This is a genomic window from Hymenobacter sp. GOD-10R (assembly GCF_035609205.1).
Classification (GTDB): domain Bacteria; phylum Bacteroidota; class Bacteroidia; order Cytophagales; family Hymenobacteraceae; genus Hymenobacter.
Map to the genome: position 1 here is coordinate 1 of NZ_CP141190.1, position 15,321 is coordinate 15,321.

The 15,321-nt window shown below is 47.2% G+C and carries 11 protein-coding genes; 8 read left to right on the top strand and 3 right to left on the bottom strand.

The window, feature by feature from the left end:
- Positions 1–193 precede the first annotated feature (193 nt).
- Positions 194–952 carry a DUF72 domain-containing protein gene (locus tag SD425_RS29780; RefSeq protein ID WP_324680921.1) on the bottom strand — a complete coding sequence of 253 codons (759 nt, stop codon included), beginning with the start codon at positions 950–952 and terminating at the stop codon, positions 194–196.
- A 412-nt stretch (positions 953–1,364) separates the two neighbouring features.
- Positions 1,365–2,405 carry an RtcB family protein gene (locus SD425_RS29785; protein WP_324680923.1) on the bottom strand — a complete coding sequence of 347 codons (1,041 nt, stop codon included), beginning with the start codon at positions 2,403–2,405 and terminating at the stop codon, positions 1,365–1,367.
- Between the two features lie 579 nt (positions 2,406–2,984).
- On the opposite strand from SD425_RS29785, the gene SD425_RS29790 reads away from it, so the two are divergent.
- The 8 genes from SD425_RS29790 to SD425_RS29825 all read left to right on the top strand — a co-directional run bounded on the left by SD425_RS29790 (position 2,985) and on the right by SD425_RS29825 (position 13,663).
- Positions 2,985–4,523 (top strand): T9SS type A sorting domain-containing protein, encoded by a 1,539-nt coding sequence (locus SD425_RS29790; protein WP_324680925.1) that lies wholly within the window; start codon positions 2,985–2,987, stop codon positions 4,521–4,523.
- A gap of 708 nt (positions 4,524–5,231) precedes the next feature.
- Positions 5,232–6,818, top strand: coding sequence for a DUF2235 domain-containing protein (locus tag SD425_RS29795; protein ID WP_324680927.1), 1,587 nt, complete (start codon positions 5,232–5,234; stop codon positions 6,816–6,818).
- Positions 6,819–7,043: 225 nt separating this feature from the next.
- Positions 7,044–7,598, top strand: coding sequence for a hypothetical protein (locus SD425_RS29800; protein ID WP_324680929.1), 555 nt, complete (start codon positions 7,044–7,046; stop codon positions 7,596–7,598).
- Between the two features lie 82 nt (positions 7,599–7,680).
- Positions 7,681–9,246 (top strand): hypothetical protein, encoded by a 1,566-nt coding sequence (locus tag SD425_RS29805; protein WP_324680931.1) that lies wholly within the window; start codon positions 7,681–7,683, stop codon positions 9,244–9,246.
- A 474-nt stretch (positions 9,247–9,720) separates the two neighbouring features.
- Positions 9,721–10,200, top strand: a complete 480-nt coding sequence (locus tag SD425_RS29810; RefSeq protein WP_324680933.1) for a transposase — start codon at positions 9,721–9,723, stop codon at positions 10,198–10,200.
- A 1,012-nt stretch (positions 10,201–11,212) separates the two neighbouring features.
- Positions 11,213–11,716 (top strand): hypothetical protein, encoded by a 504-nt coding sequence (locus SD425_RS29815; protein WP_324680935.1) that lies wholly within the window; start codon positions 11,213–11,215, stop codon positions 11,714–11,716.
- Entirely contained in the window at positions 11,703–12,392 is a 690-nt protein-coding gene (locus SD425_RS29820; RefSeq protein WP_324680937.1) for a hypothetical protein, read from the top strand. Before SD425_RS29815 ends, SD425_RS29820 begins: the two co-directional genes overlap by 14 nt.
- 20 nt (positions 12,393–12,412) lie before the next feature.
- Positions 12,413–13,663, top strand: coding sequence for a hypothetical protein (locus SD425_RS29825; RefSeq protein WP_324680939.1), 1,251 nt, complete (start codon positions 12,413–12,415; stop codon positions 13,661–13,663).
- Positions 13,664–15,068: 1,405 nt separating this feature from the next.
- On the opposite strand, the gene SD425_RS29830 is transcribed toward SD425_RS29825, so the two are convergent.
- The gene (locus SD425_RS29830; RefSeq protein ID WP_324680941.1) at positions 15,069–15,245 is read right to left on the bottom strand and encodes a hypothetical protein; all 177 of its coding nucleotides are present in this window, start codon (positions 15,243–15,245) and stop codon (positions 15,069–15,071) included.
- Between the last annotated feature and the right edge of the window lie 76 nt (positions 15,246–15,321).

Genomic DNA, 15,321 nt, shown 5'->3' on the forward strand with positions numbered 1-15,321 from the left:
ACACGCACAAGTAGATTTACCTACACATTTATAGGCTTCGGTATTTACTGGTTAAGATGTAATTGTCTGCGCTCTTGCAGTCTAAAGCAAGTAAATAATAAGCAGGATTTACCCAGACAGACCCGCGCTGTGGTTTACCATGACTTGGACCTGGAAATCAACGCCACCCGGCCCCGGACGCGCGTCGTACGGCTCAGGCCCGCTCCGCGACCAGCCGCTGCAGGTCTTGGGCATTGGCAAACGCGGCACCCATGGTATTGTTGAAGTAGGCATACACGTCTTTCCCCTCTAGCAGGTAGTCGTGGATCTGCTCGGCCTGCTCGTGCAGAAAGTCGCGCTCGTAGGACTCCCGGTAGTTTCCCTGCGGGCCGTGGAAGCGCAGGTAGACAAAGTCCGCCCCCTCGTTGAGCCGAGCGTTGCGGGCGGCACCTTTGTCGTGCCGCACCAGGCTAGCGCCGTGCTGGTCCAGCAGCTCAAACGTCTCCTCGGCCTGCCAGCTGGGGTGGCGAAACTCCACTGCTTTGCGCCACTCGTGAGCGGGGTCTGCCGCGGCCAGCGCCTGCAATAAGGCACGGACGGCGGGTAGCTGGCGAATAGTGTTGCTGGGCGGGAACTGCAGGAGCAGACAGCCCTTTTTGGGGCCTAGCTCCCGGGCGGCCTCGATGAAGCGGACCAGGCCGGAGAGGTCCTCGGCCAGCGTCTTGGTGTGCGTGATATCGCGCCACAGCTTGAGGGTAAAGGCAAACCCAGGGCCGGTTTCCGCGGCCCAGGCCGCAAATGTTTTGGGCTGGGGGATGCGGTAGAAGGTGCTGTTGATCTCCACCGAGTTAAATAGGGTGGCATAGTAGGTGAGGCGGCTCGTGGCTTGGTAGGCCTCGGGAAAGGTGGCCTTTGGGCCCGGCACGACGATGCCGCTGGTGCCGGTGCGCAGGGTGCCAAGGAGGGTAGGCATGGGAAGGAGTTAGACGGGAAGTTTGGGGTGTAACGGGCCACGCTGCTTCGGCGTTTTACCCTAGGCGCATCTTCCGGGGTCTGACATATCATCTGCTGGTCCTCGTGGCGCTCTTTGCCGGCCAAGCCGGGGGCAGCCGCTCCAAGGCCCTGCACGCCGCCGAAGCCACCGCGCGGCGCTTCTACGCCGGGTGTAACGTGGCGAATGCCGTAGTACTCCGGAAGGCCTTTTCCTATAACGTCCTGTGAAGAAGCGTTTGCAGAACGTTATAGCGCACCGGTAACCGGCATAACATCTTTCGAGCACGTTCAATAGCTGCGTCGAGCTTAACTACTGGCCATGAACCTGTTCGAAGGCCATTTAGCCCACCAGCACCTAGCACCTCCTCGTGCTAGATTCTGGTGAGCGGCACCTACACTCCCGTATATTTCACCGTCACCAGGGGCCGGGTTTCATCGCACCGGATCAGATGCGGTTGGGTGTCCAGCAACGCCTTGGTGTCTTTATAGGCAAAGTCGAACTCTTGTAGGATACTGCTGTCAAAGTCGCCCTGGCGGTTGAGTAACTCCGAGAAGCGGTGGCGGTACGTATCTTTCTCCGCTTTCTTGAGCGAATGCCAGTGCTTGAGCGTATCGGTGCGGCTGTAGCGGCGGCCCGCGCCGTGCGCGCAGCTCCACAGGGCGTGCAGGAGGGCCGGATGCCAGCGGTTGGGTTTCACGATCAGCGAGCCGCGGCTCATGGACAGCGGAATGACCACTTCCCGGTCGGCGACGAGTTGGGTGCTGCCTTTGCGATGAATCACGCCCGTCGGCGTGAACTCGAGTAAGTTGTGGCAACTATCCGCAAAAGCGGGCGTACCCGCCTGCACATAGCCATTGCGCAACAGAAAGTCGTAGGTTTTAAAGACGAACTCTCGTCGGCGGCTCGCGGCATACGTCAGCGCCCGTTCATACTCCTGCCGATAGTCCAGGGTGGCTAACTCGATCGGCAGCCACTCCTGACCCGGGTTATACTGCTGCAACAAGCGGCAGTTCTCCTGGTACAGATAAATACCTAGGTTGCGACTACCCGTGTGCACGAGCACATACAGGTACTCCTGGGAGGTTTCCAGCGCGAGAAAGTGATTGCCCCCGCCTAAGCCTTCATCGGTCATGCCGTGCACCTCGCGCTCCAAGGCGCGATAATGCTGGGCTTTGTTGAAGGGCCGCAAGACGTCCTGCTGGGGAATGCGCAGGTAAGCCACCCCGCAGCCCAGATCCTTGCCGGTGACCAAGGGATAAAATACCTCGGTGGTGTGAAACGCGACCCCCACAGGGATAGCGCGTTCGGAGCAGTAGTGAATATCGGGGAATACAGCGATCTGCCCGATGGCTTCTTGTTCCTCGTAGTGGAGGAGGGATTGTAGCGCGTGCTGCTCCACGCCGCTACGATCCGTAAAATAGACGGTGTTCACGTGGTCTTCTTTACGAGATAAATAAAAGGACGCGCGCCAGGGAGCAGCCGCAGAAAGTGCGCGCGAAAGGAGCCTCAGCATAGGCTCGTACAAAGATACGATAATAGACTATACCTTAGCAAAGTGCCACGTCATAATGGTCAAATAAAGCATCACTATTCCAAGAGCGGGGGTATAAGCAATACTATGTTAATCAACTATTCCCAGGATTCAGAGACCTTGTGTACTGTGTTTATTTCTATGTTTTGTCCAACGGAAGTTCCCTTCGGAGGATGGCCTTCTACATCGTTCTAAGTTCATGTCGCCTGCAACCTTGAACATAGCCAGAAAAGCGGGCACTGAAACTTTTTATGCCTTGAACCAGCTAGCCTTGTGAAAGGCTAAACCATTTGCTACTTTCATAATTGTCACAAAGTTAACTCGTTGACTAAACAGGGAAGCATTATGGCTACACACGTGCTAGAGCATACCCTCCGGTTCTGGCACTTAGCCTTGGTACTTTTGTGGCTACTGCCTCACTCACTCGTCGCGCAGACCCCTTCTGTAACCTGGCCATGGGCCACTCGCGCCACTAGTAGTGTGACTTCCTCTGAAGACTATAGTACCAGCCGACATATTCAGCTAGATGGCGTCGGTAATGTCTTCACCGCCGGTGATTTTCGGGGCCTGATGTCCGTTGACGGAACGACGCTCACCTCCCCCCAAACGTCGGACAGCTACTTGGCCAAATACACACCGGCTGGCAAGCTAGCCTGGATACGGCACTTCAGCAGTACGTTTTCGGAAACCATTGTCAAAGCGATAGCCGTCGATGCTAGCGGCAACTGCTACGTGGCCGGATATTACTTGTCGCCCGGCGTATTCTTGATTGATGATGCCCTCACCTTGACAAGTGGGGGTAGTTTCCTAGTGAAGTTCAATCCGCAGGGCACCATGCTCTGGGTCCGTGGCGAGGGAGATGGAATACATGGTCTTGCGTGTACGCCCATTGGGGAGGTAGTAGTTTTAGGTGACTTTTATGGCACGCAGGTATTCGGGAACACGACCCTGACCAGTCCTCCTGACAAGTCTAGCAGCTTTGTGGTGAAATATGATGCACAGGGCATGGCTCAGTGGGCTCAGCAGTTTGAGGGACGATCTAATGATGAAGCGGTGGTTAGCCTGGATGCCGCAGGGAATGCGTGTGTCGCCACTGAGTTTCAGAGCACCGCCACCTTGGGACCGCTCACGTTAACGGGCAGTAGCAGAAACGACGACGTTTTCGTAGCCCGCTATAGTGCAGCAGGGGTGCCCCAATGGGTGGTGCGTCACCCTAGTCCGAATCCAGCCAATGCGGAAGGGGTCTGGAGTATGGCCACGGATGCGGCGGGCAACGTGTACCTGACCTCTGACACGACGCCGGATACGGCGCCAGTTGGCTCGTCACCCTGGCAGTGGGCCATCACGCAGTACACCCCCCAGGGTACTATAGGGTGGAATTATCTCTCGGCTATCGCGAAAAACGGAGGGATCAGTGGAGTGGCCACGGATGCGACCGGCAACGTGTACCTTTCCGGAGGCGTAGTCGGTACGCTCAGCTTGGGCGGACTCACGCTCACTTCGTCTAGTGACACGGATACGGACCTAGCGCTGCTTTCTTTTACTGCTCAGGGGGCTCCACGCTGGGCCCTGCGAGCCGGTGCTACCACTGGCTTGGAATATGCCTTACGGTTGGCACTGGATGCGGCCAATAATATCTATGTCACTGGCGCTCTGCAGGGACATGTACTTCTGGGCTCGCTTGTCCTGCCCCAACACAGCCCGTCTTATGAGCAGTTTGTGGCCAAAGCCTCAATCAGTACTATTACGGCGGCTCAACCAACACATAATAGGGCCACGCTACAGCTCTATCCAAATCCCGCCAGTGACGCGACACTCCAGGTGCGGTGGCGACCCGCTGGGATAAGCCCTGCTCACCTGCTAGTAGAAGATGCGCTAGGCCGTTGCGTGCTACGGCAAGAACTTGCAAGGGGACAAACGGAAGTTGCTGTACCGGTTTACTCCTTGGCACCAGGAGTCTACTCTCTACGGGTAGAATCGGCCACAACGACTGTTACGGCACGTTTTATTAAAGAGTAACCATCTTAGGATAGGGAGCACTGGCCCAAGCCACCAAATGAATTTGGTAGCTCTATTGAACATGAACAGTGTTAAAAGTCAAAATTTGCATTAAATGCTTGACTTTCAATACTATTTGCTCCTGGGCAAGACAGTGATTGAAGGAACAAGGCAGAGAAGAGGTTGCTATGATGCACATATGTGCTTTAGTAGGCTAAAACGGTACAGGACAGATCTTGCTTACTATTCAGTGCTGGTACGGATGTACCGTACTGCCTGCTGTTGTAGGTTAACGTCTACTACTCCCCAACACTTATGCAGTTCTTGGTATTAACCGTTTATTTCCTGCTAGCCTACTATCTGGCTTTAGGAAATAGACGCCCTCAGCCTCGTACATGATGTAAAAGAGGAGTAAGTATTATTTGGCGCCTTCTCCGCTATACCACTAGCCGGCGAAGAAGCATGAGTGGAACATTTCCTTGTCTTCTGGCTGCTACCAGCGCTACCAGTGTATCCTGACTCACACTCAGGAGTAGCCTCTTGCTGATATGGGTACTATTTAGTCCTTTACGCAGCGGATTAGCGCCTACAAAACGGCTGACCACCTTCACCTTCAACTTAGAGGCTTTCCGAATCAGCATTCCTGCCTTCCTAGGTAAGATCAGAGGTTGGATGTTGGCCTGTAAGGATACACTTCATCATGATCAGTTCCTTCTATTTCTAGCTGCTATGCCTAAGAACCTAGTGATTTGCTGTGATGGCACCTGGAATTCGGCCGTGGATGAGGAGTACGGTGCTGCCGCTCCCACCAACGTGCACAAGCTTTATCAGGCTTGCCTAGATCAAGCGGAGTCAGATGGGCAGCAAGTTACCTGGTACCAGCCGGGGGTTGGGGCGCTCGGGAGCACCGCCCGGCGTACTTTTGAGGGAGCTACGGGCACGGGTGTGGGAGCTAATATCCGCAGGGGATACATGGCTATTGCTTGGAATTACGAGCCAGGTGACCGCATCTTTCTGTTCGGCTTTTCCCGGGGGGCCTTCACGGCGCGTTCTATTGCGGGCATGATTCAACAGGTTGGCATCCTGGTGCAGCCGACAGCTGAAAGAGTAGAAAGAGCGTACAAGTACTACGAAAATCATAAGGTCAGTGAGGATCGAAACTTGCCGGATCCGCAGTACGCGCAGGACCCCGGTTGGCACCAGGGACTGGGCCTGAATACCCGCTACGCCCGGATCCACTTCATTGGCGTTTGGGATACGGTAGGCTCACTGGGCGTGTCTTTCTGGGGGTGGAGCTTCAATTTGCGCTTGTTTTTTCGCAATGGCTTTCACGACCTGTCACCCAACCTGATCACGGACCACTTTTACCACGCCCTAGCGATGGACGAGATGCGAACCAGCTTCATGCCCACCTTGTGGGAAGTCAACACAGGCGAGACGCTCACGGCGCAGGTAGAGCAGGCCTGGTTTCGAGGAGTGCATAGTGACGTAGGGGGGGGCTATGCTGAACGGGGCCTCGCCGATATCACATATGAATGGCTAACCATTAAAGCCCAAACGCACGGGTTGCAACTGCGCACGGGATGGGACCAATCACTCAAACCTGATGCCGCTGGCCGCATCCACCGCTCGCTACGCGGGCCACTGTATACAAATGTAGCAGGATGGCCACGCTGGTATCGTCCCCGCTACCAAGCGGATACTCCAACCCAGGAAGAAAAACTACGCGGTTATCTACATTCCAGTGTGCAGGAGCGCCTGGAAAAATGCAAGCTCAACGGCAGCAAAACGTTGGCTTTGCGCACTCTTAGTCCCGGCGAATCAGCCACGGTGGAGGTGCCGGCCGACCAATTATGGACTAACACCGGGCTGATTTTGGAAGAGGGTGCCACCTATACCTTTGAACCAAGTGGGGTGTGGCAGGACCTGAATGATACACCAGTTGGCCCTGGGGGAGAACCTCGGGGTAAAGAATCCCTGCTGAAACGTAGCTTTCGCTGGGCTCTACGAGCCCCGAACGAACCGTGGATGCAGTTGATGGGGCTAGTGAACTACCCACGCACTTGGCCATGGCTGGAAAAGTCGTTAGGAGAAGCCTTCCGCTACTTAATCTGGGAAGATCCCGAGCCTTTGCTAAAGGATTTGTTTCCTATCAAGAACAACTTGAGAAAGGTAATTACATCCAAGCCCGCGGACGAGGCCACCGGGGTGGTAGATAACGCCACTGGAGTGCTCTGGGTATTTGCTAACGATTTATGGAAGACCCACGTCAACAACACGGGCAGTCTCCGGCTGAAAGTTACGCGCGCTCCATAACGAGCTGAGACAATGCGCCGACGGTGAATCAGGTAACTGGCTTTCTGTTGCTAGGTGTAGTGGCAAGTTTGAGCAGAACCAAAGAGGTAGGTATGCTGGCGCGATTGCAACAGCTGTTTACGTATTATTTATGGAGAGCGGCCTAGCATAAGAGATTATGGGTCAGTTTAGTACTCTAATAGGAATTCGAGCGACCAGGATATCATCAACTTTGCGGTCAAGCTCATGGATAACAAACAGCGCCTACGCCCAATAACAATCGGGATTGTTGTTGGGCTATTTTCGTGTGGTTTTCTCTTGTGCGTCTATTATGCTGATGCCCTTGCAGCTCGATTGTTCATTGCTCCCGCTCAGCAAACCACAATTGTAATTCGTACGGTGAGCACTATTTTCTTAGATGTGCTCGTGCTCTATCTCTGTGATCAATGGCTAGCAGATAAATCTTTAGTGCATACCACTAGTGCGGGAGCATATCATGCGCTGGATTGCTTAGCCGATTGGGCTAAGTGGATCGCTGCAATTAAAACGGCGACGCTCGGGGCGATTGGTTTCATCATTAAAGACCAGGAAGAAGCCCTGCGACGACCGGCAATCACTGTGGCGGTTTTGGTCATTGGCGCTGCTGTCTCTTGTAGTGCGTGGGTGTTGTCTTCCTTGGCCTCCATTGAACTTCGAATCTGGCCTGGCGCCAGCGATCCGCCTGGAACGAATGATCAGGATGAGGCAGCAGTGGCAGCGTACTATGACGTGTATGAGCGTCGCCTTTATGGCTTTGTGTAAATAAGACGTCTTTGCTACCTGATCTAAAAGTTAATGGCCTTAAGAGCAGGATTAACCTAATTGCAAATCATACTTTAATTAAATGGATAAGACAATTAAAGATATATTGAGCTGGTTGCAGAATTTTGCAATTACATTTTATCACGCAACTTTTAGACCTAAAATTTTATTTACTAACATTTACTTTAATCAAAAGGTTAGCTATATAAATCCACTGGCTTACCTTATTATATGCTTAATACTTGTCTTTTCTGTACATAACACATTTATTAAATTTAATTTATCTTTTGAAAAACATAATGAAAAATATTTAGAATCCGTGAATGATTTTTTATTTAAAGATAGTTTTTTGACCCAGATATTATATATTCTTCCCATAGCGTTCTTTCTTTTTCTTATCGTTAGGATAATAGGAGAAATTTTATTTGCAAACAAAGCGCTTAAGAATGTATTTATCACAATAGGTATCTATTGGATAGCATCTTTTCCTTTTATATATGCTTTGTTAAATATGATAATTGGTGTATTTATTAATGCATATGTAATTTATAAGTTAAAAGGCGATATAAGATTTCTAGAGAAACAGGAAAGCTATTTTCCATATACAGTTAGTTTTCTGTATTATATACAAATACTAGGATATTTAATTCCTTCAATAATTATCTTTAAATTTTTTAAAAGAAAAAGGATACAAACAATTAAATTTCTGATACTTCCAATTTTATCCGGCACCTCAGTATTTGTAACTTATCGGATAGTTGAATTTGAGCTTCAATTACTTAATTTTTTAAAAGGAGATGAAGTTCAAGTCTATCCTTCAATAAACAGTAAGATTGGTCCCATATCATTCAAAGCTAATCATGTAAATGATAGCACTATTGAGTATAGCGGAAATGCTTATATTAAGAACAAATCTAATAATACAATTAGGATTTATATGCGTAATTGTTTTTTATTAAGTGTAGATACCGTAAGCCTTAATGATCCAAGTTGTGCTGTACAATCACATTCATTGAAATCTTTACAAGGAAATGCTTACCCTATAAGTAAACAAGACAATGTTCAAGAAGGATATTTTATAATAAACCCCAAAGAAGTACTTCCAATAACAATTTCATTTGATATCAAGTATCAATCAGTTTATTTTTGCACGTCGTCACTTGTATTTAACACTGATTTGTATTATAGTTACATTGATGAAGATTATTTACTGAATTCTTCCCATCAGTTTAGTTTTGCTTTTGATAGATATAATGAGTGTAAAAGTAGAGACTCGGTTCCAGAGCCTTGCATTAAAGGTCTATTTCATCTTGTTCAGTCAGCAAAAGTCTATAAAGGCATTGTAAATAAATTAAAAATCAAGAAAAAAACGAATAAACAGTATGCATATAAACTTGTTCTTTGGACAGTTACATATTCTAAATATAAAAATAAATGTTATCCTACATATGAATTATCATTGATAGAAGGGTATCACAACAATATTTCAGAAGTAGCAAATTTTTCTTTTAATTTTAAAGAGAAAAGATTATCTATATATGATAAAAATATCAGACATCTAAAAAGAATAAATTTCAATAATAATTTTCTTGTTGATCTTGATGATAATTGTAGTGAAAGTGTAAAAAGTAAATATTATTTAGAATAATGTTTGCAACAATATTTTTTTAATATAAAATAATGTCGTGCTTTTGCATAGTATTCTTGTGAAATATTCTTTGTTAATGATTGACATACTAAAAGAAAGATTATGCAGCGTCAGTTTAATTACTATTATATAAATACACCCACTATGCAGTATTTTGTTACTTAAAGACCTCACCCCATTCTATAAAATTTGTCCCTATAATAATCCGTGCTGTGGTGCTTACATACTCAGCGTTATTCTAAGTAAATAATCTATGGCAGCTGTTGGGCTTGGTGTCCTTGATGAATCGGGATATCCTGATCTATACCGCCGAATTTAGGATAGTAGTGAATACGTAAGTCACCTGCTTGTACTCTCTTTATCGGTGAAGCAATTCACGTGAAATTAGCCCTACTCAAACTAAGGTAGTCTAAGTTAGGCGGATAGAAGAAGGACGTATCTTTCTTCTAACATGACTGCAAAAAGAACAGGGCATTGCCCGACAAACGGCGTAAGTATGATGCAGCCTTCAAAGCCGAAGCCCTACGTCTAGCTGAGGAAAGTCGCTTCATCCAAGCGGCCGCCCGTGCGTTGGGCATCAATCCTAAACTACTCTATCGCTGGCAGCAGGAGCAGGTAGTGGCCGAAGTGGGCAGTATGAAAATGGCTCGTGACTCAGAGAGGTGCGCCCTACGGGCGGCCAACAAACGGTTGACGCAAGAACTGGACATTTTAAAAAGCCTTGGTCATCTTCGACCAGCCGACCCCGTGAGCGTGTACCAGTACATTGTTCAACGGCAGGCGCGTGTGTCCGTACGGCAACTGTATTCCGTGTTGCGGGTAACCACCAGTGCATACTATGCTTGGCTGGCCAAGATAATATCGGCGGGCTGTTATACCGGCATGATAAGGAACAATGTGTCAGGTCTTAGTCAGACATGCTCGGCGCTATGGCACTCGTCGCCTGCTGGCTGAGTTGGTAGCTGAAGGATACAGGGGATCGGTCGCCGACGCATCTGGCAGGTCTTAGCTAATTACTTCGAAATCCAACCAAAAAACGTCCCAACTCTGTCCAGCTTAGGTGGACCACCTCAGTATCAATTGGTAAGGTTTACCACCTACAGAGCCAACGATACGGAGCATACGTTATCTAGAAGCCAATTTTATCGTTTGCATTAGCGCGTTGAAACTGCCGAGAATCTGGCTTCGTATTTCGTCCAACTCAGCCTTGCATAAGATAGTTAGGCGCTTAAGCGTTTGGTCGCTGCCTGTGGGTATTATCGTAGGACCACAAGCCGGTGCGCTGCCAGTGATAGAAATAATACACTGCTGTTCAAGCCGAGAACTTCTGCTGTTAAGGCTCGACATTGGCAGCAGGTGCGACACATGTAGATTAAGGCATTAAATACAGGCGCCCTTCGCGTTGCACTAGCAGCAGTAAGCTGATAACTATCCATTGAGGGTCAATAAGGGATTGATACAACCATAATGTGCATGATGCTTAGAAACCCCACGCACAACTTACTGGCTCGCTGCTATTTTACTCCCTACCTAATTTTCTAGTACGCTCTTGAACTAGCCATAGGCACACTATAGCGTTGTGGCCAAATTGAAGGACTCTAACATCACCCTACGTTCAAGAAATAGGCTGTCCTGAATACGCTAAAATTCAGTGCTAGCACTGATTCAAATGGCAAACAAAAATTGAATTTTGCTTCACTTGTTTATTGAACTTTGAAGACTATAGATAATCAGGATCAATATCATAATAACAGAAAAGCAAGGACTTTATTATATAAGGAGGAGAAGCGTTGAGTAATTTGTGCCTACTCAATATTTACCTTAAAATATTTATGAGTTAATGTTTATAGATTTTATCAAAAATGGTTCCAAACACACCTTATAATTATTTATTGATATCATGAATGCACTCTATTCTTTCAACTACATGTTTTTGATTACTCTAATAATTTAAACAAAGTTTATTATGAAAAGGTTGACTTTTTTTGCCATTTTGGCTGTCATTATGAATGCCATTCCGGGTTATTCTCAAACAACTTGCAGTACCGCTATCTCGCAGTTGCAATCATACGCTAATCAGGTTAATAAAGCGTACTGGGAAGAGTACAACAGCATCATACCCAATCAGCGGTGCCCAGCATTTAACCAATGGGGTCAGCCTTACGACCAGACAATCGTTTATAATTGCCGCCAACAATGGCTAGCAAACTTGAACCAATGGTATGCAAATCAATGCGCTTATGTCAATAATTGCTATGCATCTATTGTTTCTAGCTGTTCAAACCAACAGCCTACACGAATGCCAGCTCCGCCAATCAAAGACAGCGATGAAGACGACGATTCCACTGATGGCTCCGTTGCTCAACAGCAACTTATTAATGCTCAAAGCATTAAAAACATTACCGTAGGAGAGAACAGAAACAAACCAGTTAGAATTACTATTCCAGCTACCGCTGATGGATTTCATTGATCAGACCCGTATGGTGAGGGCTTTGTTCGCGTTCATTGCCCTCTTATTAGCCTGCGTTCTTACTGCTTTTTCTTGGGATAATTACCAGGCAAGGCCACGTGTTTGTGGGTTCTCTGGTCAAAGTGGCTATTATACCAACCAAGGAAAAAAAAGATCTTTTATTGCTAATGAAGCTTCTGCTGAAGATGATGGTACAGGTATTTATGAAGTTGTAGCAAAAATGAAAAGGACATTGAAATTCGATGTTCCTATTATGATATATATTTCCAAAGGAGAAGGTAATTGTTATGCTACAACTTCCCCTGATAACACTCGAATGTTAGTGGCAGATAAGGACTTTCTTATTAATACTAATAATACAACTGGTACAAAATGGGCAGCTATTTCTGTCCTAGCACACGAATTAGGCCATCATGTTGCCGGATTTGATCGGCACCCAACGCAAGCAGGGGATGAATTAGATGCCGATTATTGGAGTGGTTATATTTTAAATAAGTTGGGCGCGAGTAAAACTGCTTCAACCAAATGCGTACTACGCTACGGCGGCGAAAACGATACTGACACGCATCCAAATAAGTTAACCAGAGCGGAAATCGTACAAACGGGGTGGGACGATGCGCACAACAACACAATCAACTATGAGCATTGCGACAACTGCAAGCCTGAAGGAAATTAATCTACATAAATAATAAAACCATGGCTTCCACCTTGAAGAGGTTCTGGATTGTATTCGTGTTGACGATGATAATATGGGTGGTATTCCGCATACTTTACCCAAATAACGCGTTGAGTCAAAGCGAAACCAACGTTGTAGTAGCTATTCTTTTCCTCGCGGCGGCGGCTTGGACTTATTTAGCCGGTATGTTTGCCCAAAAAAAAACTAAAAAGAATGAATCTAAAAAAGGGGGAGATATAGCCCTTGTTATTAGTTTCTTAGTGGCAATCAATAGTAATGCATTAGCTACAGTACCCCCAGACCCTATAATTGTCGTATGTAGAGCCGAAAGAAGTGTAGTAGAGCCCTTCGATAGCGTCCGACTAAGGGCACTTCCATCTGATAATCGAAAAATCGTTACTTCTTGGACTGTCCCTGTTGGGAAAGTCAAAAAACTTGCAAATGGAACAATGTGGATACTAGGTGGCGCGCAAACAGGTGACTATATAGTTAATTGCACATGGATCTTAGCAGAAGATCCCACCATTTCCGGTACTGCTTCCCTATCCATTATGGTCGTGCCAAAAGGCCGCAGCTTGCAGTACAAAGCAGGAGATAATTCTCATCTTGGCCCTTCCTTACTCGCTCGTTCATGGCTTGAAGGCCAGCGCCCAGAGGAAAGGGGGTTCGGATTATACAGCTATTTACTTTTTAGGGTTCCTCCAAGCCAAGCTAATAAAGAACGTTATCGTCTAGCTATACAGGAGTATCTTCGATCAATTACTCAAGTCAACGTACTGCAAGTATATGAACCTGATCGGTCAAAATTAAATGTCGCCTATTTACCAGTTGTGAAACCAACGCAGGGTCTTCGCACCTCTTATTTGCAAACAAACGCCACTACGAACATAAACGAGCTTACTCCTGACCAGATAGATGACGATTTCGTGCAAAACCGATATAATTACCCCCGCGCAATGGTGTACTTAAGCAAAATGCCCGAGATCACAGGCGATGGTCCCTTTATTATTTGTTCTAGAAAACCTTTAAGCCAATGGACCCAACAGGATGATGCCATAGTCCAAAACATGTCTACGGTTCCCCCCCGATTAATTAATCTCTGGATAAATGAATATATTACTCAATGTACACAGCAACGGCTGTGGCAAGATAACACACTTAGTCTACTTCCTTTACGTATACGCACTGGTGTGAGCTTATTAGCCGAAGGCATGCCGGATGTGAAAGCGGCATTGGAGTCGTGGATAAAATGGAGCAAAGGATCTAATTAAGTAACTAGCAAAATTATTGCTATTTTAAGATACAGGGAGTGAGACTCGTGTTGAATAGTGCGCCCACTTTTCGCCAGTAAGACCTGCGGCCTGCTAATGAAAGCCTTGTAGATGGCCTTGCGTCGAACCTCTTGCAGAGGCATGATTGGCAGTAGGTCGAGCGGTTCAGCAGTCCTTATAAAGCCGGTGCTACTTCATAGGTGATCCTTTCTCTTTTACTATTTTCTCGCCCTCATAATCCCACTACCCCGTTGCGAATAGCCAGGATTTTGGGTAGAAACTCGAGCATAGCCGCTAATCACAAAAAATAGCTAGTTGTATAACCGAATGAGTGGGGTAGATACAAGAATTAGAGTCCGTTCGAAAGTCCTTTACAGGTACCCATAATACGTTTCTGATTCGCAATGACGACCAGGTGTGTGTCTCCATTCAAGATGCCGACGAGTCCGATTTACACTGGGTGGTTAATCCCACCTAGCACAGACAAGCTACTCGACTAGGTGCGACCAAGTGACACCGTAGTCGTATGGAAGCTGGATTGGTTGGGCCGTCCCCTATAAGACTTGGTTACCCTATCTGCAGGACCATTCAGAGTGATGCTCTTCTCTTTAAAATTCTCGTCTTCGTAAAACGTTACCCAATAATTGTTCATGATGTTTATGAATTAAAGGGCTTACTGTAATCAATTTTCGGTTGCTTTACGAACACCGTTTTTTCAACGTGTAGTCTAGTTGCGAAGGATATTATAATTTCAATCATGGTACGTCAGTGCCAGCACTGAGTATTTTGGAATAGGAGGGGAAATATTTGTATCTCTTTCATAAGCATGACTTACTACTATGCCCAAAATATACTTAGATGCCCAGGAAGACGCCCATGGCTCCAACCGCGACCCACATACCGACCACTTGAGCCCGGTCATTGAGTTCTAGACTTACTGGTATGGCCAATATTGACAACACCAGACGAAGTATTGCTTATTAACTCCTCTGAATTCTAGGAAAAGTTTCTTTACATAATAAAGCCTTATAACCTGAATCTTGGAATAAGTAAAGTCTTTTTTATCCTTGCTGGTTGCTACGTTTGGTGAGGTGCTTTATTAGGAAACCGAGTCCTAGTTTGGAATTTAGGATTCGCAAGCAGGAGCGTTATAGTAGAAGGGCTTTCCGTGGGCTTACTCCTTGCAACTCTCGTACTAGTTCCCACCTTTGGCAGTATAGGTTGCTCCAGGCCGTGTAACAATGTTAATATCTGGTGTCTTGAGTAGCTTAATTTGTGGCCCGTATGCTTGCACTACGACGATAACCGTACCCTGCAGATTAATTTCCAAACTCGTCACATTCAAGCGCATAAGTTGCTGCACTAAGAATGTGTCCCTTGAGGCCATACATAAATGTGGGTTTCCCTAAGAGAGAAATTTGAGGAAGTGGCTGCGTTGGCGTGCGTAGTCATAGGAATATGGGGCAAATCCGGCGGTGGGCGGTTTGTAGAGAGATACCCTAGCCTCCCCTGCACGCTGGTCAATGCTGCGGACGAACAAGGCCGAAAGATCATCGCCGCCGTGCTGGCGAAGAAAGGCCATGACTGAGTCGGGTTGCTTATGGCAGGCCCTCAGCACTAGAAGCACTAACAGGAGTATTCAAACGACTGTGGCTGTT

What these genes read in the sequence shown, in the direction of transcription:
- SD425_RS29780 (WP_324680921.1), bottom strand. Translation starts at nt 952, where the DNA reads ATGCCTACCCTCCTTGGCACCCTGCGCACCGGCACCAGCGGCATCGTC.
- SD425_RS29795 (WP_324680927.1), top strand. Translation starts at nt 5,232, where the DNA reads ATGCCTAAGAACCTAGTGATTTGCTGTGATGGCACCTGGAATTCGGCC.
- SD425_RS29800 (WP_324680929.1), top strand. Translation starts at nt 7,044, where the DNA reads ATGGATAACAAACAGCGCCTACGCCCAATAACAATCGGGATTGTTGTT.
- SD425_RS29805 (WP_324680931.1), top strand. Translation starts at nt 7,681, where the DNA reads ATGGATAAGACAATTAAAGATATATTGAGCTGGTTGCAGAATTTTGCA.
- SD425_RS29815 (WP_324680935.1), top strand. Translation starts at nt 11,213, where the DNA reads ATGAAAAGGTTGACTTTTTTTGCCATTTTGGCTGTCATTATGAATGCC.
- SD425_RS29820 (WP_324680937.1), top strand. Translation starts at nt 11,703, where the DNA reads ATGGATTTCATTGATCAGACCCGTATGGTGAGGGCTTTGTTCGCGTTC.
- SD425_RS29825 (WP_324680939.1), top strand. Translation starts at nt 12,413, where the DNA reads ATGGCTTCCACCTTGAAGAGGTTCTGGATTGTATTCGTGTTGACGATG.
- SD425_RS29830 (WP_324680941.1), bottom strand. Translation starts at nt 15,245, where the DNA reads ATGGCCTTTCTTCGCCAGCACGGCGGCGATGATCTTTCGGCCTTGTTC.